This is a genomic window from Enterobacter sp. SM3 (assembly GCF_009811935.2).
GTDB classification, from domain to species: domain Bacteria; phylum Pseudomonadota; class Gammaproteobacteria; order Enterobacterales; family Enterobacteriaceae; genus Enterobacter; species Enterobacter asburiae_D.
On sequence record NZ_CP099971.1, the window covers coordinates 550,518 to 570,103 of the forward strand.

The window sequence follows — 19,586 nt, forward strand, 5'->3', positions numbered from 1 at the left end:
TGCCCAGAAATATCTCGCTACCGGAAATAATATCATGCTTAAAACGCTATCGATTCGTACCGGCTTGCTCTCTTTACTGGCCGTTATGACCCTTCTGCTGCTGATTGTCAGCGGCATCGGCATTTATGCCCTCTCACAGAGTTCTTCTTCACTGCAGCGTATTAATCACCTTCAGGGTGAGCAGATGGTGCAGCTTAATTCAGGCTATACGCTGATCCTGCGCGCGCGCAATGAGGCGGGCCAGGCCGTCCGCATGATGGAAATCGGCATGCTGGACGATGCGGCCAAAGCGGTAAAAAACATCAATCAGGAAGTTGCCCTGGCCCAGAAAACGCTGAAAGGCGTGATTGACGGCGGCGTGGCTGACGAGCAGGGGCAACAGCTGCTCGATAAAGTGGCTGCCAGCCTGGCGACGTATAGCCAGCAGGGGATCAACCCGATGCTGAAAACCCTGAACGATCAGAGCGCGGACGGGTACTACGATCTGCTGGAGAAGACGCTGATACCGGTGGCGAAGCAGTTTGATAACGATATGCAGGCGTTTCAGAAATGGAGCGAAGCGCGTGGTCAGGCGGAAGTGAGTGCCGTGCAGGCGAGTAAAACCCGCGTACTGATCCTGATTATCGTCGCCGCGCTGCTGACGGCGGGTATTATCGTACTCGCCTGGCTGGTGCTGCGCCATATGCTGCTCAAGCCGCTCTCGGCCTCCATTGCGCAGCTGGAGAACGTGGCGGCGGGGGATTTAACCCATACGCTGAATGCCCCCGCGAGCCAGGAGTTTAACCGCCTCAACGCGGTGATAGAGGAGATGCGCCAGTCGCTAATGAACTCGGTTATGCGGGTACGCGATGCCAGCGCGCAAATTGACACCGGCAGCCGCGAGCTGACGCTGGGAAACCGCGATCTTGCCGAGCGTACGGAATCCACCGCCACATCGCTTGAGCAGACGGCGGCCAGCATGGAACAGATCACCGCCACGGTGAAGCTCAACGCCGATAACGCCGAGCAGGCGCACCAGCTGGCTAAGTCGGTGTCCGACACGGCCGATCACGGCAGCGAGATGGTCTGCTACGTGATTGAAAAAATGCGCGATATCTCCGGCAGCTCGGCGCGCATCGCCGACATCCTGAGCGTGATCGACGGTATTGCCTTCCAGACCAATATCCTGGCGCTTAACGCCTCCGTGGAAGCGGCGCGCGCGGGCGAGCAGGGGCGCGGGTTTGCCGTCGTCGCGGGCGAAGTGCGAAACCTCGCCAGCCGCAGCGCCGACGCGGCGAAAGAGATCCGAACGCTTATCAGTGATTCACAGACCCACGTTACCGAGGGCAGCGAGCTGGCCCAGCAGGCTGGTGAAACGATGGATGAGATCGCAACAGAAGTGCTGCGCATGACCAGGCTGATGCGTGAGATTGCGACCGCGTCTCAGGAGCAGAGCCGCGGCATTGAGCAGGTGAATATTGCGGTGAATCAGATGGACGAAACCGCGCAGCAGAATGCGGCGCTGGTGCAGCAATCCTCCGCCGCGACCCGCTCCCTTGAGGAGCAGTCGCGTCAGCTGATGGAAGCCATGTCATCATTCAAAGTGACGACTCAGACCGCTGCATAATATTACCCAGCCCCGGTACGCTCTGTGCCGGGGTTTTATTTTTCCCGGAATTAGCTGCCGCAATATTATCGTGAATATCACCCATTAATATTTCCAGTGAGCTGGTTAAGGCTAACGCCTTTTCCGTCGGTTCAAGATATAAACCTTTGCGGAAAAATAACGGCTCATCAAAGAGTTGATTAAAGCGCTTTAATGCCAGGCTCACCGCGGGGCGGGACATCTCCAGACGCAAAGAGGCCTTTGCCATGCTGCCGCAGCGGACGATTTCAATAAATACAGGGATAAGATTTAAATCAATGCCGGTATTAGCACGGGAATAATTTTTCATTGCGATTCTGCTCCACGAAATATCTGTCAAACTGTTATGGAAATAATGCAGGAGCAGTGGTGAATATTAAAGCATGTTTTTTATAAACACTTATACGGTAAAATATATAAATGACCAGGGGAGCCAGAACGGCTCCCCTGAAGAGAGGTATTACGCGTCCGGATACTCACGGATAAAACGTTCAACGTCTTCAACCATGTGGTTGTTGCCGACGAAGAATGAACGGCGCTGGTGAAGGCTTTCCGGCACGATATCCAGAATACGCTCTTTACCGTCGCTCGCCTTGCCGCCCGCCTGTTCGGCGAGAAACGCCATCGGGTTGCACTCGTACAGCAGGCGCAGCTTCCCGTCCGGGTGGCTGGCGGTGCTTGGGTAGAGGTAGATACCGCCTTTCAGCAGGTTACGGTGGAAATCCGCGACCAGAGAGCCAATATAGCGGGACGTGTACGGGCGCTGGGTCGCTTTATCTTCTTCCTGGCAGAATTTAATGTACTTCTTCACGCCGTTCGGGAAGCGGATGTAGTTGCCTTCGTTGATGGAGTAGGTGTTGCCCTTCTCCGGGAAGCGCATGCGTTCCTGGCTCAGGCAGAAAACGCCCAGTGACGGATCGTACGTAAAGGCGTGAACCCCGCACCCGGTGGTATACACCAGCATGGTGGAGGAGCCATAAACGACGTAACCGGCAGCAACCTGGTTAATGCCCGGCTGCAGGAAATCTTCTTCGGTCACCGGCGTGCCAACTGGCGTGACGCGGCGGTAGATGGAGAAAATGGTACCGACAGAAACGTTAACGTCGATGTTTGAGGAACCGTCGAGCGGATCCATCAGAACAACGTATTTAGCGTGTTCACACCCTTCGAAAACAACAATTTCATCTTCTTCTTCAGAGGCGATACCCGCAACGATGTCGCGCGCGCGCAGTGCAGCTTTCAATTTTTCATTTGCGAACAGATCGAGCTTCTGTTGAACCTCGCCCTGAACGTTCTCGGCACCGCTGGCACCCAGGATATCGACCAGACCGGCCTTGTTGATATCACGGTGGATGATCTTAGCGCCCAGCTTTATTGCCGACAGCAAAGCAGTGAGTTCACCGGTAGCATGAGAGAACTCGTGCTGCTTTTCGACAATAAATTCACCTAACGTTTTCATAACACTTTCCCTGCATCTTTGTGAGTAGAGCGATTGTATGTTCACTAAAACGACTAAAGCCCAACAATCTTAACAAACATTCAAATATTAGCGCAGAGGTGAATCGCGCCAGCAACATACGGATTTACCTGAAATGCGTTTCACAGCCGCTAACATGTGAGTAAAATGTGCGCCACATTGAAGAAGGATAGTGACGTATGCGCATTCATATATTGGGGATTTGTGGCACTTTCATGGGCGGACTGGCAATGCTGGCGCGCTCGCTGGGCCATGAAGTGACAGGTTCGGACGCCAATGTGTATCCGCCAATGAGCACACTTCTGGAGAAACAGGGCATCTCGTTAATTCAGGGCTACGATGCCAGCCAGCTGGATCCCGAGCCGGACCTGGTGATCATTGGCAACGCCATGACCCGCGGCAATCCGTGCGTCGAGGCGGTACTGGAACGCAATATTCCGTTCATGTCCGGCCCGCAGTGGCTGCATGACTTCGTCCTGCGCGACCGCTGGGTGGTTGCCGTTGCCGGTACCCACGGCAAAACCACCACCGCCGGAATGGCGACCTGGATCCTCGAAGCCTGCGGCTACAAGCCGGGCTTCGTGATTGGCGGCGTACCGGGTAATTTCGACGTTTCTGCACGTCTGGGCGACAGCCCGTTCTTTGTGATCGAAGCCGACGAATACGACTGCGCGTTCTTCGACAAGCGCTCCAAGTTCGTGCATTACTGCCCGCGCACGCTGATCCTCAACAACCTTGAGTTTGACCACGCGGATATCTTTGACGATCTGAAAGCGATTCAGAAACAGTTCCACCACCTGGTGCGCATTGTTCCGGGCCAGGGGCGCATCATCCTGCCGGAGAACGACATCAACCTGAAGCAGACCCTGGCAATGGGCTGCTGGAGCGAGCAGGAGCTGGTGGGCGAGCAGGGTCACTGGCAGGCGAAGAAACTCAACGCCGACGCCTCCGAGTGGGAGGTGCTGCTCGACGGTGAAAAAGTGGGTGAGGTGAAGTGGGGCCTGGTGGGCGAGCACAACATGCACAACGGCCTGATGGCCATTGCTGCGGCGCGTCACGTGGGCGTTCTGCCTGCGGATGCGGCTAATGCGCTGGGCTCGTTTATCAATGCCCGTCGCCGTCTGGAACTGCGCGGTGAAGCCCACGGCGTTACCGTATATGACGATTTCGCGCACCACCCAACGGCTATTCTGGCCACGCTTGCCGCCCTGCGTGGCAAGGTCGGCGGCACTGCCCGCATTCTGGCGGTGCTGGAACCGCGCTCGAACACCATGAAGATGGGCATCTGCAAAGATGACCTTGCGCCGTCGTTAGGGCGTGCCGACGAGGTCTTCCTGCTGCAGCCGCAGCATATTCCGTGGCAGGTGGCCGAAGTGGCCGACGCCTGCATTCAGCCTGCGCACTGGAGCGCGGATGTAGATGCGCTTGCGGATATGGTGGTGAAAGCCGCTCAGCCCGGTGACCATATTCTGGTGATGAGCAACGGCGGTTTTGGTGGGATCCATCAGAAGCTGCTGGACGGTCTGGCGAAGAAAGCGGAAGCGGTAGCCGCAGAGTAAAAAAAAGCCCGGTGGCGCTTGCGCTTACCGGGCCTACTTTCCCGTGTTTTCTCCCTCGCCCCTCCGGGGAGAGGGCCGGGGTGAGGGGAAGAGATTACTCGTCGTTCTCAGACAGCTCGCGCAGATACTGGAAAATCAGGCGCGCAGACTTCGGCGGCTTATTCCCTTCTTTCTCTTTCTTCGCGTTGCGGATCAAGGAACGCAGTTGCTGGCGGTCGGCATCCGGCCACAGGTTCAGCACTTCCGGTACGGCATCATCACCCTGTTCAATCAGGCGATCGCGGATCTGCTCAAGCTTGTGGAAAAACGCAACCTGCTGGTTGTGGCGGTTTTTCAGCTTGTCCAGCGCCTGGCGGATCGGATCGACGTCGCGCTGACGCAGCATTTTCCCGATAAGCTGAAGCTGGCGACGACGGCCTTCTTTTTTGATTTTCTGTGCCAGTTCAATGGCATCACGCAGATCCTGGTCGAGCGGGATCTTATCCAGCGCGTTTTTACCCAGTTCTACCATTTCTGCGCCAAGCTGTTTTAACTCTTCGGCGTCACGTTTAATTTCACTTTTACTGACCCAGATGATCTCATCATCTTCGTCTTCGATGTCATCACCGGGAACGTCGTCGAGCCAGTCTTCGGGCTGCTTAGTCATGTCAGGCTCCTTAAAAAAAGAGGCTAATGTTACCAGTTAAGACGCGCACTGAAAAACGGTTCTCTGTTAGACTTCAGATAACTCTCTCTTACAGTATGGCATTTGCGATGAAAGTAACCTCACAAGTTGAAGCGCAGCGTAAGATTCTTGAAGAAGCCGTCTCCACCGCGCTGATGCTTGCTTCAGAAAAATCAGATGGCGCCGAAGTGGCGGTCAGCAAAACCACCGGCATCAGCGTGAGCACCCGCTATGGCGAAGTGGAGAATGTCGAATTCAACAGCGATGGCGCGCTGGGGATCACGGTGTATCACCAGAATCGTAAAGGCAGCGCGTCATCCACCGATCTCAGCCCGGATGCCATTGCCCGTACGGTGCAGGCGGCGCTGGATATCGCCCGTTATACCTCCCCGGATCCTTACGCAGGCGTGGCGGATAAAGATCTGCTTGCGTTTGATGCGCCGGATCTCGATCTTTTCCACCCGGCGGAAGTGACCCCGGACGAAGCGATCGAGCTGGCCGCGCGCGCCGAGCAGGCTTCCCTGCAGGCTGATAAGCGCATCACTAATACCGAAGGCGGCAGCTTCAACAGCCACTACGGCATCAAAGTCTTCGGCAACAGCCACGGCATGCTGCAGGGCTACTGCTCTACCCGTCATTCGCTCTCCAGCTGCGTGATCGCCGAAGAGAACGGTGACATGGAGCGCGACTACGCCTACACCATTGGCCGCGCGCTGGGGGACTTGCAGTCTCCAGAGTGGGTGGGTAAAGAGTGTGCCGAACGCACGCTGTCTCGCCTGTCGCCGCGTAAACTCTCCACCATGAAGGCTCCGGTCATTTTTGCCAACGAAGTGGCGACCGGTCTGTTTGGTCATCTGGTGGGCGCGATCGCGGGCGGCTCGGTTTACCGTAAATCGACCTTCCTGCTCGACTCGCTGGGCAAGCAAATCCTGCCGGAATGGCTGACGATTGAAGAGCATCCGCACCTGCTGAAGGGGCTGGCCTCCACGCCGTTCGACAGCGAAGGCGTTCGCACCGAACGTCGCGATATCATTAAAGACGGTATTCTGACCCAGTGGCTGCTGACCAACTACTCCGCGCGCAAGCTGGGACTGAAAAGCACCGGACACGCGGGCGGGATCCACAACTGGCGCATTGCCGGACAGGGCCTGAACTTTGAGCAGATGCTGAAAGAGATGGGCACCGGCCTGGTTGTAACGGAACTGATGGGCCAGGGCGTAAGCGGCATCACCGGAGACTACTCGCGCGGCGCGGCGGGCTTCTGGGTGGAAAACGGCGAAATCCAGTATCCGGTGAGCGAGATCACGATTGCCGGCAACCTGAAGGACATGTGGCGCAATATCGTTACGGTCGGTAACGATATTGAAACACGTAGCAATATACAGTGTGGTTCTGTACTTCTGCCGGAAATGAAAATCGCCGGTCAGTAATACCCGTAAAGGCGTTTTAATAATAAAAAAGGAAGTGAGCAATGCGTAAACATCTGTTAGCGATCGTCGCGGCTTCAACGCTGGTTCTTGGCTCTTCTGCGTTTGCTGCCGATCTTGAAGACGACATGGGCATCCTCGGTCAAAACCTGAAGGTGGTGCAGAAAACGGACAATGCGGCTGAAATGAAAGACGCGCTGACCAAAATGCGTGAAGCGGCGCTGGACGCACAAAAAGCGACGCCACCGAAGCTGGAAAGCAAAGCGGCAGACAGCGCAGAGATGAAAGACTATCGCCACGGCTTTGACGTGCTGGTCGGCCAGATCGACGGCGCGCTGAAGCTGGCTAACGAAGGCAAAGTGAAGGAAGCCCAGGCGGCGGCCGAGCAGTTTGCGACGACCCGCAACACGTATCACCAGAAATACCGTTAACCGATCGCGCATCTGAAAAACAATCAGCGGGGGCCAGTGGCTCCCGTTTTTTTTACGCGGTAATAAGTAAACCCTATCGCCATCACATTTTTGCGTTACTACCCCTGAACGTTTTCGCTTCCCCGGCGCGCGTTTTGCCGCTGGAATACGTGATATTCATCACGCAAATACCGTTATTAATCCAGATTCACCGCATTTATGTGGCACAGATCACTGCTGCGGCTCGCCTTTCCACTTCGAAGTGGAAAACAACTCGCTACAAACAATTCCCCCCCAACGTTAGTTTTATTCCAGAGCCATTAACGGGGTAAGACCAGTGATTAACGGAGCGGTAATGAACGACGTTGGGGAACAGGCGGAGCAAACAGAACAGCTCGCGAACACCATGCTGCAGCAGGTTTATGCCCTGCTGGCACGGAACAACATCATCCCCAATGCGGTACAGGAGCAGATGCTCACTTCCCACGTGCGCGCAATGGCGCACCGGTCCGTGACCGGCGAGCCGCTGCCGGAGGTTGAAGCAGAGCTGTTTGACGAAATTTCACCGGATTCAATGCGGCTCGCCCGTGAAGTGGTCGCGCAGTTTGGCAATCTTCCTGATGAAGAAGCCTGGCTGCTCTCCGTTCACTTTGAAGTCGCGAAAGACAACCTTTAAGGAGCAACACATGGAACAGATTACAGTCGTGATTGGCGATCGCCTGGGCAAAGGTCAGAAAGTGGCTGCCGGTGTGGAAAAAGCAGGTGGACGCGCGGTGGTTGTGCCGGGCATGGCGGCGGACATGAAGCTGGGCGACATGATGAAGGCGGAAAACGCCACCTTCGGCATCTCCTTCTGCGGCAGCGGCGGCGCGGGTGCCATCACGGCCCAAACCAAATATGGCTATAAGGCCAAATACGGCATGCGTTCCGTGGAAGAGGGCGTGACCGCCATCAACGAAGGCTGCAACGTGCTGGGCTTTGGCTTTATGGATAAAGAAGAGCTGGGCGAGCGTCTGGTACAGGCGTGGCAGAAGAAATACGGCGCATAAGCATGAAAGAACAGTTCACAACCACGGTGAGAGTGAAGGGGAAAGGCGACGCCAAAGCGCGCGCCTTTGCCGACGCGCTCAACCACGTTCAGGCCGCGGTGATGAAAGCCTCACCGCATATCTTACTGCGTATTGAGCCACAGGATGTGCAGGTCGTTCAGGCGCAAGAAGCGGTGCGTAAAGAAGCGTTTCTGTTCTTCTTTCTGCGCCGGGAAAGACGCACCTACAGCGTGGAGCTGGATGTGACCGTCAACGTGACCGCCATCAATCTTGACCAGGTGGATTTCGTCACGCAACGCTGATTATTCATAAAAGGGCAGACTGATGTTCTTAATTATATTAATAAAATCGCTCATCATTGGCGGCCTGGTTGGCGTCGGTGTCGGAGCCGGGGCTGCACGCATGTTTCATGCGCCTACCACTCAGGGTATGGGCGCGTTTCGTACGTTGGGGGAACTGAACTCCTGTGAAGGGGATCCGGCGTCCCACTTCTCCTTTGGGTTAGGTTTCTTCTTTAACGCCTGGGCCTCTTCCGTGGCCGCAGGTGCCTTCACACAGGACGTTGACCACCGCATCATCCCGAACTGGGGTGCTGCTGCACTGATGATCAAAAACCGTAACGTCGGCGAAACGCTGCACGACCCGCGCAAAATGGCGATTGCCTGCGGGGTAATTGGCATGCTCGTCGTCACCTTCCTGAACCTGACCGCCTCCTCCGTTCCGGCTGCGCTTCAGGTCACCGCCGTCAAGGTGCTGGTGCCTGCGGCTAACCTGCTGGTGAACACCGTCATGCCGGTGATCTTCTGGCTGGCGGCCATCGACGCGGGTAAAAAATCGGGCTTCTGGGCCACCATCTTTGGCGGCGCGGCGCAGCTGATCATGGGCAACGCCGTACCGGGCCTGGTGCTGGGGATCCTGATCGGTAAAGGCGTGGAAGAGAGCGGCTGGAACCACGTCACCAAAGTGATGATGGCGGCGATCGTCCTGCTCTTCGTGCTGAGCGGCTTCTTCCGCGGCTTCGACATGAAGATGATCGAATCCTTCCATCTGACCGTGCCGAACTGGCTCGACATGATCCACAACTCGCTCAGCGGTAAATAACAGGAGCCTCTACATGGAACAGAATAAAGGTTTTTGGTATGCCGACTGGTCGTTCCCGATCTTCGTTGGCCTGCTCTCCTCCGGCGTCTTCGCCGGGACGCACATGTACTACCTCTACGGCATCGGCGCGTTTAACGAAGTGGCCTTCGTGGCGATGCTGAAAGCGGGGATGGATACCGGCGTCTACGGCGCGGTGGCGGCGTTCGGCGCAAGCTTCCTGTTCGCCCGTATTATCGAAGGGTCGCTGGTGGGTATTCTCGATATCGGCGGTGCGATCCAGACCGGCGTCGGCCTCGGCGTTCCGGCGCTGCTGCTGGGCGCGGGCATCATGTTCCCGGTGACCAACTTCATTGCCGCGCTGATTACCGGCCTGGTGATTGGTCTGGCGATTGGCTACGTCATTATCCTGGCGCGTAAGTTCACCATCAACCAGAGTAACTCCACCTACGGTGCAGACGTGATGATGGGCGCGGGTAACGCCTCCGGCCGCTTCCTCGGGCCGTTGATTATCCTCAGCGCCATGACCGCCTCCATTCCTATCGGCGTCGGTTCCCTGCTGGGTGCGCTGGTGTTCTACATCTGGCAGAAGCCGATCACCGGTGGCGCCATTCTCGGCGCGATGCTGTTGGGCTGGCTGTTCCCGGTCGCCCTTTAATACCCGCGGGCGCTCAGGCGCCCGCCTTATCAGGAGATCCTCATGTTTGATTTACTCCTGCGCCGTGCGCGCCTTGCCGACGATACCCTGACCGATATCGCCATTCAGGGCGGGAAGATCGCGGCGCTGGGCGAGATTGACGCCCCCGCGCATAAAACGGTTGAGCTGAACGGCGACGTGTTCGTCAGCGCAGGCTGGATTGACTCCCACGTTCACTGCTACCCGAACTCCCCGATTTACCACGACGAGCCGGACAGCGTGGGCATTGCCACCGGCGTGACCACCGTGGTGGACGCGGGCAGCACCGGTGCCGACGACGTGGACGATTTCTACGAAATCACCCGCAGAGCCTCTACCGAGGTGTTTGCCCTGCTGAACATCTCCCGCGTGGGGCTGATCGCCCAGAACGAGCTGGCCAACATGGCGAATATTGACGCCGACGCGGTGAAGCAGGCGGTGAAGCGCCACCCTGATTTTATCGTCGGCCTGAAGGCGCGCATGAGCAGCAGCGTGGTCGGTGAAAACGGCATCACGCCGCTGGAGCGCGCCAAAGCCATTCAGAAAGAGAACGGCGACCTGCCGCTGATGGTGCACATTGGCAACAACCCGCCGAACCTCGACGAAATTGCCGAGCTGCTGAGCTCCGGCGACATTATCACCCACTGCTACAACGGCAAACCCAACCGCATTCTGACGCCCTCCGGCGAGCTGCGCGCCGCCATCACCTCCGCCCTGAAGCGCGGCGTGCGTCTGGACGTCGGCCACGGTACGGCGAGCTTCAGCTTCGACGTGGCGAAACGTGCCATCGCGATGGGCATTCTGCCGCACACCATCAGCTCGGATATCTACTGCCGCAACCGCATCAACGGCCCGGTCGGCTCGCTGGCGAGCGTGATGTCGAAGTTTCTCGCCATCGGCATGTCATTGCCGCAGGTGATTGACTGCGTGACTGCGAATGCCGCCGACGGCCTGCGCCTGTCGCATAAAGGCCGCATTCAGCCGGGCCTCGACGCCGACCTGACGCTGTTTACGCTTAAACGCCAGCCGACGGTGCTGACGGATGCCGAAAACGACAGCCTGCAGGCTGAACACATTCTGGTGCCGCTTGCCGCGATCCGCGCGGGCAAGGGCTACATGACCGAACAAGGGAGCACGGAACATGCCTTCGATTTATGAGAAGTACAACTTAAAGCAGGTGATCAACACCTCCGGCCGCATGACGGCGCTGGGCGTCTCCACCCCGCGCCCGGAAGTGGTGCAGGCGGCAATGGACGGCATGAATCACTATTTCGAGATGAAGGATCTGGTCAACAAAACCGGGGAATACATCGCGAAGCTGTTGGATGTGGAAGGCGCGACGGTGGTCTCCTGCGCGTCGGCGGGCATTGCCCAGTCCGTGGCGGCGGTGCTGGTGAAAGACAGCGACTGGCTGCTGGAAAACCTGCACGTGACCCCGATTGAGAACAACGAAATCGTCCTGCCGAAAGGCCACAACGTGAACTTTGGCGCGCCGGTGGGCACCATGGTGGCGCTGGGCGGTGGCAAGCTGGTGGAGGCGGGCTATGCCAACGAATGCTCTGCCGATCAACTGGCGGCGGCGATCACCCCGCGCACGGCGGCGATCCTCTACATCAAATCGCACCACTGCGTGCAGAAAAGCATGCTCAGCGTCGAGCAGGCGGCGGTGGTGGCGCGCAAGCACGATCTCCCGCTGATCGTCGATGCGGCGGCGGAAGAAGATCTGCACGCGTACTACCGATCCGGTGCCGATCTGGTGATCTACAGCGGCGCGAAGGCGATTGAAGGACCAACCAGCGGGCTGGTGATCGGCAAAACCCAGTATGTTGAATGGGTGAAACGCCAGACGGCGGGCATTGGTCGCGCCATGAAGGTGGGTAAAGAGGGGATCCTCGGCCTGACCTGCGCCATCGAGCACTACCTGACGGCGACCAAAGAGAGCGGGGCCGAGATGGTGGCGAAGATGACGCCGTTTATCGACGCGCTCAATACCCTGAACGGCGTGACCGCGCGCGTGGTCTGGGACAGCGCCGGTCGCGATATCGCGCGCACCGAGATTAAGTTCGACGAAGCCGCTACGGGCGTCGGCACGGGCGATCTGGTGGCGAAGCTGAAACAGGGCGAATACGCCATTTACTTCCGTGGCTACAAGGCCAACGAAGGGATTATCGAGGCGGACGTGCGCAGCGTGAATGCTGACCAGCTGAACATCGTGTACCGCCGCATTAGTGAAGTATTAGGACAGGAGAAAAAAGCATGAAACTGACCCCCAACTTTTACCGTGACCGCGTCTGCCTGAACGTGCTGGCAGGATCGAAAGCCAACGCCAGCGCCATTTACGAGGCGGCGGAAGGTCACGTGCTGGTGGGCGTGCTCTCCAAAAATTACCCGGACGTGGCGAGCGCCGTTGCCGATATGCGTGAATATGCCGCGCTGATTGATAACGCGCTCTCCGTAGGCCTCGGCGCGGGCGATCCGAACCAGTCGGCAATGGTGAGTGAAATCTCCCGTCAGGTGCAGCCGCAGCACGTCAACCAGGTCTTTACCGGCGTGGCCACCAGCCGCGCGCTGCTGGGGCAGAACGACTCCGTGGTCAACGGTCTGGTCTCGCCGACCGGCACTGTCGGGATGGTCAAAATCTCCACCGGACCGCTGAGCAGCAACGCGCCTGACGGCATCGTACCGGTTGAAACCGCGATTGCCCTGCTGAAAGATTTCGGCGGCAGCTCAATCAAATACTTCCCGATGGGCGGCCTCAAGTGCCGTGACGAGTATAAAGCGGTGGCGGAAGCCTGCGCCCGTCACGACTTCTGGCTGGAGCCAACCGGGGGAATCGATCTGGAGAACTTTGAGGAGATCCTGCAGATCGCCCTGGACGCGGGGGTGAGCAAAATCATCCCGCATATCTACAGCTCGATTATCGACAAAGCCAGCGGCGATACGCGCCCGGAAGACGTGCGTACGCTGCTTGCGATGACGAAGAAGCTGGTGAAGTAACAAAAACGACACCCCTCACCCCAGCCCTCTCCCCAAAGGGGAGAGGGTGTAATCGTTCCCTCTCCCCTTTGGTGAGAGGGTTAGGGTGAGGGGGCAAACACCGCACATACCCAAAGGAGCCACCATGCACACCCGTACCCTGCTCGTCGCTTCACTCTCTTTACTTGCTACCTCTGCAATCGCTCAAACCCAGTACGCCTGGGTCGGCACCTACAACCCCAACGGCGAAGGGCTGTACCGCTTTACCGTTGACCCGCAAAGCGGCGCGCTGGCGAATAAAACGCTGGTGAGCAAGCTGCCGAACGCCGCGCAGCTGGCCGTCTCGCACGACGGCAAAACGCTCTATCTGGCAAGCGAGGTGGAGCAGGGCGTGGTGCAGGCGCTGCGGGTGGGGGATAACGGCCAGCTGAGCGAGCTGAATCAGGTGGCCTCCGGCGGTGCGGGGCCGGTGTATCTTTCCCTGACGCCGAACGGTCGCCATCTGCTGGTGGCGAACTACGTCAGCGGATCGATTGCCGTTTTACCGGTCAACGCAGACGGCAGCCTGGGTGAGGCCACGGACACTCATCAGGATCAAGGCGAAGCGGGCGCGGCGAAGCCGGAAGCGGCAGCGGAGGGCAGCTTTGCCATCAGCGATCATAACGGCCCCCACGCGCACATGATCGCCGCCGATCCGAGCGGGAAATACGTCTTTTCCACCGATCTTGGGCTGGATCGCCTCTACCAGTACCGTTTTGACGATCGAACAGGGAAGCTGACGCCGAACGATCCGCCGTTTATCAGCGCCTCCTCAAAAGGCGCCGGGCCGCGCCACTTCGTCTTTACGCCCAAAGGCGATGCCCTGTGGCTGATTAACGAAGAGGCGTCTACGCTCACCCATTATACCGTGAACGCCAACGGCACCCTGAAAGAGGGCAAAACGCTTTCAGCCCTGCCGGAAGGTTATAAAGGCACCAGCTTTGCCGCCGGGCTGGCATTAAGCGCCGACGGTAAACAGCTGTATGTGGCTAACCGTTTGCATAACAGCATCGGGCACTTTACCGTAACAGCGGAGGGCACGCTGACGCATCAGGACGACGTGTGGACGCGGGGCGACTATCCGCGCACCCTGACGCTCGATAAGCAGGGGCACTGGCTCTACGTCATGAACCAGCGCAGCGACAACATCACCCGTTTCCGCGTGGCGCAGGACGGCAAATTGAGCTTCGATCCAGACTACACACCGGTCGGCAGCCCATCCCAGATGGTCATTTCACCTTAAGCCGTAAGAGGACAAACCCGTGCGATTTCCGAACCAACGTTTAGCGCAACTGTTCGATCTGTTGCAAAACGAGACGCTGCCGCAGGACGAGCTGGCGCAGCGGCTGTCGGTCTCCACGCGAACCGTCCGTGCCGATATCACCGCCCTGAACGCGCTGCTGGCAGGCCACGGCGCGCAGTTTATATTGAGCCGGGGCAACGGCTATCAGCTCAAAATTGATGATGCCCAGCGCTACCAGCAGCTGCAGGCATCCCACCCGCGCGCGCTGCGTATTCCCCGGACCGGGCCGGAGCGCGTGCACTATCTGGTGGTGCGTTTTCTCACCTCGGCATTTTCTCTTAAGCTCGAGGACCTGGCGGACGAGTGGTTCGTCAGCCGCGCCACGCTGCAAAGCGACATGGCGGAAGTCCGCGAGTGGTTCCATCGCTATAACCTGACGCTTGAAACGCGTCCGCGCCACGGCATGAAGCTGTTTGGCAGCGAGATGTCGACCCGCGCCTGCCTGACCGATCTGCTCTGGGAGCTGGCGCAGCAGGACAGCCTGAACCCGCTGGTGACCGACGTGGCGCTGAATGCAGGCGTAGCGGAGCAGATGGTGCCCGTGCTGCACGAGGCGCTGACGCGTCATCACATCCGTCTGACCGATGAAGGCGAGCTGTTCCTGCGCCTGTACTGCGCGGTGTCGGTGCGGCGCATCAGCGAGGGCTATCCGCTGCCGGAATTCCACGCCGAAGACGTGGAAGAGAACGTGCGCGAGGCGGCGAAGGATATCGCCGTCACTATCCAGCAGCTGGCGGGCAAAGCGCTTTCACCTTCGGAGGAGAGCTGGCTCTGCGTGCACATTGCGGCGCGGCAGATCCAGGAGATTGCCCCGAGCGCCATTAACGCTGATGACGACGAAGCGCTGGTCAACTACATCCTGCGCTATATCAACACCCACTATAACTACAATCTGCTCAGCGACGCGCAGCTGCACGCTGACCTGCTCACGCACATCAAAACCATGATCACCCGCGTGCGGTATCAAATCATGATCCCCAACCCGCTGCTGGATAACATCAAGCAGCACTACCCGATGGCGTGGGATATGACCCTCGCGGCGGTGTCGAGCTGGGGCAAATACACGCCGTATGTGATCAGCGAAAACGAGATTGGCTTCCTGGTGCTGCACATTGGCGTCGGGCTGGAGCGCCACTACAACATCGGCTACCAGCGCCAGCCGCGCGTGCTGCTGGTGTGCGACGCCGGTAATGCTATGGTCCGCATGATTGAAGCGGTGCTGCAGCGTAAATACCCGCAAATTGAGGTCACGCGCACGCTCACCCTGCGCGAGTACGAGCTGGCGGAAACGATTGGCGAAGACTTTGTGATCGCCACCGCTCGCGTCAGCGAAAAGTCGAAACCGGTGGTGACGATCGCCCCGTTCCCGACCGACTATCAGTTAGAGCAGATCGGCAAGCTGGTGCTGGTGGACCGCACCCGCCCGTGGATGCTGGATAAATACTTCGACGCGGCCCATTTCCGCATTATCGACAAGCCCGTTGATCAGCAAACGCTTTTCCGGGAACTGTGCGCGCAGCTTGAAGGCGAGGGGTTTGTCGGCGCGGAGTTTCTGGATTCCGTCGTCGAGCGCGAAGCCATCGTCAGCACCATGCTCGGCGACGGCATTGCGCTCCCGCACTCCCTCGGCCTGCTGGCGCAGAAAACGGTAGTCTATACCGTGCTCGCCCCGCACGGCGTCCAGTGGGGCGACGAAACCGCGCACGTCATCTTCCTGCTCGCCATCAGCAAAAGCGAATACGAAGAGGCGATGGCGATTTACGATATCTTCGTCACCTTCCTGCGTGAACGGGCGATGTCGCGGCTGTGTAGCAGCGGAGATTTTGCCGAGTTTAAGGCGGTGGCAATGGAGAGTTTGAGCCGGTTTTGAGAGGCGTTATCCAGAATTCGATGTAATGCGAATGTAATGCTAAACTGCATTACACATTCGATTTTACCGGAGGCATAATGGCCACGCTGAACGTCCGTCTGGATGACAAACTCAAAAACGAGGCTTATGCCGTGCTGGAAAAACTTAATATCACCCCAACGGAAGCCGTGCGATTACTGTTTCAGTACGTCGCGGAGACGGGACGCATGCCCGTGAAAACGGTCACCATTAGCGACAGTGAAGATGAACTGATACAGGCAGTCCGGGATCGGCTGGCTAATCCGCAAAAGGGAATTAAGGTTAGCCTGGATGACTTATGAACTGGCATTTGATCCGAGGGCGTTAAAGGAGTGGAGCAAGCTGGGGGAGACTGTAAAAGACCAGTTTAAGAAGAAACTTGCGGACGTGTTGGTGAACCCCAGGGTTGAATCGGCCCGCCTGCATGGTCTACCGGATTGCTACAAAATAAAACTCCGATCGCAGGGTTATCGTTTGGTCTATCAGGTTCAGGACAATGTTGTAACGGTATTTGTTATCGCTATCGGTAAGAGAGAGAAAGCAGCCGTTTATCATGATGCAAACAAACGGCTCTAACGCTCATCGCAGATGATGCACAACCTGGTTACTGCTGCCGCGCCAAATCAGCGCCGGGTCTTTTAAATCCTGCACGAACTTGCCGTCGACCAGGACGTTAATCAGATCCACCACTTCCATTTGCTGCGCGTTCAGCTCATCCAGCCTGTAGCCTGTCCAGACCCAGATATCTTTTCCCGTACACTCTGCCCGAATGCGCTTCACCAGCTTCAGGATATCCGGGACGTTTTGCGGGTGCAGGGGGTCGCCGCCGGAAAGTGAGATCCCCTGACGGTGAATGCGCGTGTCGTTCAGGTCGTTGACGATCTTGTCTTCCATCTCAGCGGTAAACGGCATGCCGGAGTTCAGACGCCAGGTGCTTTTGTTGTAGCAGCCAGGGCATTCGTGGACGCAGCCTGAAACAAATAGGGTGCAGCGGGTTCCGGGGCCGTTGACGATGTCGACGGGGTAGTATTGATGAAAGTTCATAGCGGATAACCAAGCCGGGTGGCGCTGCGCTTACCCGGCCTACAGTGTGATTGCGGATTGTAGGCCCGGTAAGCGTAGCGCCACCGGGCATAAATGTGGCAGAGGGTTACCCGATCTGCCCATTCCCCAAATGCTTCACGCGGCGCTTCACCTCTTCCTGCTTGCCGGCGTTAAACGGACGCGCGTCCGGGCTGCCGAGATAGCCGCACACGCGACGGGTCACGGAGACGCGAGCCGCGTCGTGGTTGCCGCATTTCGGGCAGGTGAAGCCTTTGCTCGTACATTCGAACTCACCGGTAAAGCCGCACTCGTAGCACTCGTCGATTGGCGTGTTGGTCCCGTAATACGGCACGTGCTGATAGCTGTAATCCCACACGTCTTCCAGCGCCTTCAGGTTGTGCTGAATGTTCGGGTACTCGCCGTAGCAGATGAAACCGCCGCTGGCGATCGGCGGATAGGCCGCTTCGAAGTCGATCTTGTCATACGGGTTCACCTTTTTCTCCACGTCGAGGTGGAAGCTGTTGGTGTAATACCCTTTGTCGGTCACGCCTTCCACAATCCCGAACTCGGCGGTGTCCAGACGGCAGAAGCGATCACACAGGTTCTCGCTCGGCGTGCTGTAGAGGCTAAACCCGTAGCCGGTTTCCTCTTTCCACTGGTCAACCGCGTCGCGCAGGCGCTGAACGATGGCGATGCCTTTTTCGCGCAGGGCCTCGCTGTCGTACATATGCGTATCGCCCGCCAGGGCGTTGATGGTCTCGTGAATACCGATATAGCCCAGCGAAATGGACGCGCGACCATTTTTGAAGATCTCCGACACGTCATCGTCCGCCTTCAGGCGCACGCCGCAGGCCCCTTCCATATAGAGGATCGGCGCCACGCGGGCCTTGACCCCTTCCAGACGCGCAATGCGGGTCATCAGCGCTTTACGCGCCAGCTGCAGGCGTTCGTCCAGCAGCGTCCAGAAGGCGTCTTCGTTACCTTTCGCCTCCAGCGCGATGCGCGGCAGGTTCAGGCTGATGACGCCCAAGTTGTTACGCCCGTCGTGGATCTGCTCGCCGTTTTCATCTTCGTACACGCCGAGGAAGCTGCGGCAGCCCATAGGCGTTTTAAACGAACCGGTCACTTTGACGACCTGATCGTAGTTCAGGATGTCCGGGTACATGCGCTTGCTCGCGCACTCCAGCGCCAGCTGTTTGATGTCGTAGTTCGGATCGCCAAACTTGTGGTTCAGGCCGTCGCGGATGGCGAACACCAGTTTCGGGAACACCGCCGTTTTGCGGTTTTTGCCGAGGCCGGAAATACGGTTGCGCAGGATGGACTGCTGGATCAGGCGTGATTCCCATCTGGTGCCCAGACCAAAACCGAAGGTCACAAACGGCGTCTGGCCGTTGGCGGTGTGCAGCGTGTTCACTTCATATTCCAGCGACTGGAAGGCGTCGTAGCACTCTTTCTCGGTGCGGGAATGGGCGTAGCCGTCAGCGTCCGGGATCTGCCACTCCTCGGCCGTTTTACGATGCTTGTTGAAGCTTGCCGTCACGAACGGGGCCAGCACTTCATCAATGCGGTTAATCGTGGTGCCGCCATAAATGTGGCTGGCGACCTGGGCGATAATCTGCGCGGTGACGGCGGTGGCCGTGGAGATCGACTTAGGCGGTTCAATCTCGGCGTTACCCATTTTAAAACCGTGGGTCAGCATGCCTTTCAGGTCGATCAGCATGCAGTTGAACATCGGGAAGAACGGCGAATAGTCGAGGTCGTGGTAGTGAATTTCACCGCGCTCGTGCGCCGATACCACGTCGCGCGGCAGAAGGTGCTGACGGGCATAGTGTTTGGCGACGATACCGGCCAGCAGGTCGCGCTGGGTCGGGATCACTTTACTGTCTTTGTTGGCGTTTTCATTGAGCAGGGCTGAGTTGGTCTGCTCCACCAGGCCACGGATTTCCTGGTTCAGACGACCGCGCTTCTCACGCTGCACGTCACGATCGTGACGGTACTCAATGTAGGCGCGCGCCAGCTGCTTGTAAGGCCCCGCCATCAGCTGGTTCTCAACCGCAGTCTGGATCTCATTGATATCGACCTGGCTGCGTTCGTCCATCTGGCTGCTAACGACTTCTGCGACGGTGGCGCAGTAATCTGCGTCATCGACTCCCGCTGCTTTAGCTGCACGCAGAATGGCTTCCTGGATGCGCTCTGATTTAAACGGCACTTTACAGCCATCACGTTTCATCACATGCGGTGTCATGATCACTCCATTTTTTGAAAACAGGTTATCCACAGAGGTGGAGAAGTATTCACCGGGCGTATTCCCCGCCGGGCCAAAGACTTCCCGCGTTCCCAGCTCGTGTTATC

General features: G+C 58.0%; 21 protein-coding genes. 16 read left to right on the plus strand and 5 right to left on the minus strand.

Features of this window, described 5'->3' with window-relative positions; translation table 11 throughout:
- Nucleotides 1–34 precede the first annotated feature (34 nt).
- Nucleotides 35–1,606 carry a methyl-accepting chemotaxis protein gene (locus GVO84_RS02455; protein WP_159515400.1) on the plus strand — a complete coding sequence of 524 codons (1,572 nt, stop codon included), beginning with the start codon at nt 35–37 and terminating at the stop codon, nt 1,604–1,606.
- On the opposite strand, the gene GVO84_RS02460 is transcribed toward GVO84_RS02455, so the two are convergent.
- Together GVO84_RS02460 and fbp are read right to left on the minus strand one after the other, a co-directional pair.
- Nucleotides 1,578–1,934, minus strand: coding sequence for a helix-turn-helix domain-containing protein (locus GVO84_RS02460; RefSeq protein ID WP_121424882.1), 357 nt, complete (start codon nt 1,932–1,934; stop codon nt 1,578–1,580). The two genes, GVO84_RS02455 and GVO84_RS02460, sit on opposite strands and share 29 nt — an antisense overlap.
- A gap of 150 nt (nt 1,935–2,084) precedes the next feature.
- Entirely contained in the window at nt 2,085–3,083 is a 999-nt protein-coding gene (gene fbp, locus GVO84_RS02465) for a class 1 fructose-bisphosphatase (RefSeq protein WP_023310178.1), read from the minus strand.
- Nucleotides 3,084–3,280: 197 nt separating this feature from the next.
- On the opposite strand from fbp, the gene mpl reads away from it, so the two are divergent.
- Nucleotides 3,281–4,660: a UDP-N-acetylmuramate:L-alanyl-gamma-D-glutamyl-meso-diaminopimelate ligase gene (gene mpl / locus GVO84_RS02470; RefSeq protein ID WP_159515401.1), complete on the plus strand. Its 1,380-nt coding sequence runs from the start codon at nt 3,281–3,283 to the stop codon at nt 4,658–4,660.
- 94 nt (nt 4,661–4,754) lie between these two features.
- Here mpl and yjgA read toward each other — a convergent pair whose 3' ends face one another.
- On the minus strand, nt 4,755–5,306 hold the full coding sequence (yjgA, locus tag GVO84_RS02475) for a ribosome biogenesis factor YjgA (protein ID WP_042713463.1): 552 nt from the start codon (nt 5,304–5,306) through the stop codon (nt 4,755–4,757).
- A 95-nt stretch (nt 5,307–5,401) separates the two neighbouring features.
- Here yjgA and pmbA point away from each other — a divergent pair, with 95 nt between their 5' ends.
- From pmbA to GVO84_RS02545, 14 genes are all read left to right on the plus strand, one after another.
- Nucleotides 5,402–6,754, plus strand: coding sequence for a metalloprotease PmbA (gene pmbA / locus GVO84_RS02480; protein ID WP_023310180.1), 1,353 nt, complete (start codon nt 5,402–5,404; stop codon nt 6,752–6,754).
- A gap of 41 nt (nt 6,755–6,795) precedes the next feature.
- Nucleotides 6,796–7,182: a cytochrome b562 gene (cybC, locus tag GVO84_RS02485; protein WP_032651443.1), complete on the plus strand. Its 387-nt coding sequence runs from the start codon at nt 6,796–6,798 to the stop codon at nt 7,180–7,182.
- A 316-nt stretch (nt 7,183–7,498) separates the two neighbouring features.
- Nucleotides 7,499–7,837 (plus strand): glycine dehydrogenase, encoded by a 339-nt coding sequence (locus GVO84_RS02490; RefSeq protein ID WP_025911967.1) that lies wholly within the window; start codon nt 7,499–7,501, stop codon nt 7,835–7,837.
- A gap of 10 nt (nt 7,838–7,847) precedes the next feature.
- A complete protein-coding gene (locus GVO84_RS02495) occupies nt 7,848–8,210 on the plus strand; it encodes an SFCGS family glycine-rich protein (RefSeq protein WP_010427372.1) in 363 nt (120 codons plus the stop codon).
- 2 nt (nt 8,211–8,212) lie between these two features.
- A complete protein-coding gene (locus GVO84_RS02500) occupies nt 8,213–8,512 on the plus strand; it encodes a DUF4312 family protein (RefSeq protein WP_006810338.1) in 300 nt (99 codons plus the stop codon).
- 22 nt (nt 8,513–8,534) lie between these two features.
- Nucleotides 8,535–9,311 (plus strand): DUF4311 domain-containing protein, encoded by a 777-nt coding sequence (locus tag GVO84_RS02505; protein ID WP_023310182.1) that lies wholly within the window; start codon nt 8,535–8,537, stop codon nt 9,309–9,311.
- Nucleotides 9,312–9,324: 13 nt separating this feature from the next.
- Complete coding sequence (locus GVO84_RS02510) at nt 9,325–9,966, plus strand: DUF4310 family protein (RefSeq protein ID WP_010427370.1); 642 nt, start codon at nt 9,325–9,327, stop codon at nt 9,964–9,966.
- 42 nt (nt 9,967–10,008) lie between these two features.
- The gene (locus tag GVO84_RS02515) at nt 10,009–11,142 is read left to right on the plus strand and encodes an amidohydrolase/deacetylase family metallohydrolase (RefSeq protein WP_159515402.1); all 1,134 of its coding nucleotides are present in this window, start codon (nt 10,009–10,011) and stop codon (nt 11,140–11,142) included.
- Nucleotides 11,126–12,244 (plus strand): DgaE family pyridoxal phosphate-dependent ammonia lyase, encoded by a 1,119-nt coding sequence (locus tag GVO84_RS02520; protein WP_029739261.1) that lies wholly within the window; start codon nt 11,126–11,128, stop codon nt 12,242–12,244. Before GVO84_RS02515 ends, GVO84_RS02520 begins: the two co-directional genes overlap by 17 nt.
- Nucleotides 12,241–12,981, plus strand: a complete 741-nt coding sequence (gene dagF, locus GVO84_RS02525; protein WP_159515403.1) for a 2-dehydro-3-deoxy-phosphogluconate aldolase — start codon at nt 12,241–12,243, stop codon at nt 12,979–12,981. Before GVO84_RS02520 ends, dagF begins: the two co-directional genes overlap by 4 nt.
- 124 nt (nt 12,982–13,105) lie before the next feature.
- Nucleotides 13,106–14,242 carry a lactonase family protein gene (locus tag GVO84_RS02530; RefSeq protein WP_159515404.1) on the plus strand — a complete coding sequence of 379 codons (1,137 nt, stop codon included), beginning with the start codon at nt 13,106–13,108 and terminating at the stop codon, nt 14,240–14,242.
- Nucleotides 14,243–14,261: 19 nt separating this feature from the next.
- Entirely contained in the window at nt 14,262–16,172 is a 1,911-nt protein-coding gene (locus GVO84_RS02535; RefSeq protein WP_159515405.1) for a BglG family transcription antiterminator, read from the plus strand.
- A 77-nt stretch (nt 16,173–16,249) separates the two neighbouring features.
- Nucleotides 16,250–16,492 carry a type II toxin-antitoxin system RelB/DinJ family antitoxin gene (locus GVO84_RS02540; protein WP_063144050.1) on the plus strand — a complete coding sequence of 81 codons (243 nt, stop codon included), beginning with the start codon at nt 16,250–16,252 and terminating at the stop codon, nt 16,490–16,492.
- The gene (locus GVO84_RS02545; RefSeq protein ID WP_120159597.1) at nt 16,482–16,766 is read left to right on the plus strand and encodes a type II toxin-antitoxin system RelE family toxin; all 285 of its coding nucleotides are present in this window, start codon (nt 16,482–16,484) and stop codon (nt 16,764–16,766) included. Before GVO84_RS02540 ends, GVO84_RS02545 begins: the two co-directional genes overlap by 11 nt.
- 3 nt (nt 16,767–16,769) lie before the next feature.
- On the opposite strand, the gene nrdG is transcribed toward GVO84_RS02545, so the two are convergent.
- Together nrdG and nrdD are read right to left on the minus strand one after the other, a co-directional pair.
- Nucleotides 16,770–17,234, minus strand: a complete 465-nt coding sequence (gene nrdG / locus GVO84_RS02550; RefSeq protein WP_159515406.1) for an anaerobic ribonucleoside-triphosphate reductase-activating protein — start codon at nt 17,232–17,234, stop codon at nt 16,770–16,772.
- Nucleotides 17,235–17,340: 106 nt separating this feature from the next.
- On the minus strand, nt 17,341–19,479 hold the full coding sequence (gene nrdD / locus GVO84_RS02555; RefSeq protein WP_159515407.1) for an anaerobic ribonucleoside-triphosphate reductase: 2,139 nt from the start codon (nt 19,477–19,479) through the stop codon (nt 17,341–17,343).
- Nucleotides 19,480–19,586: the final 107 nt, after the last annotated feature.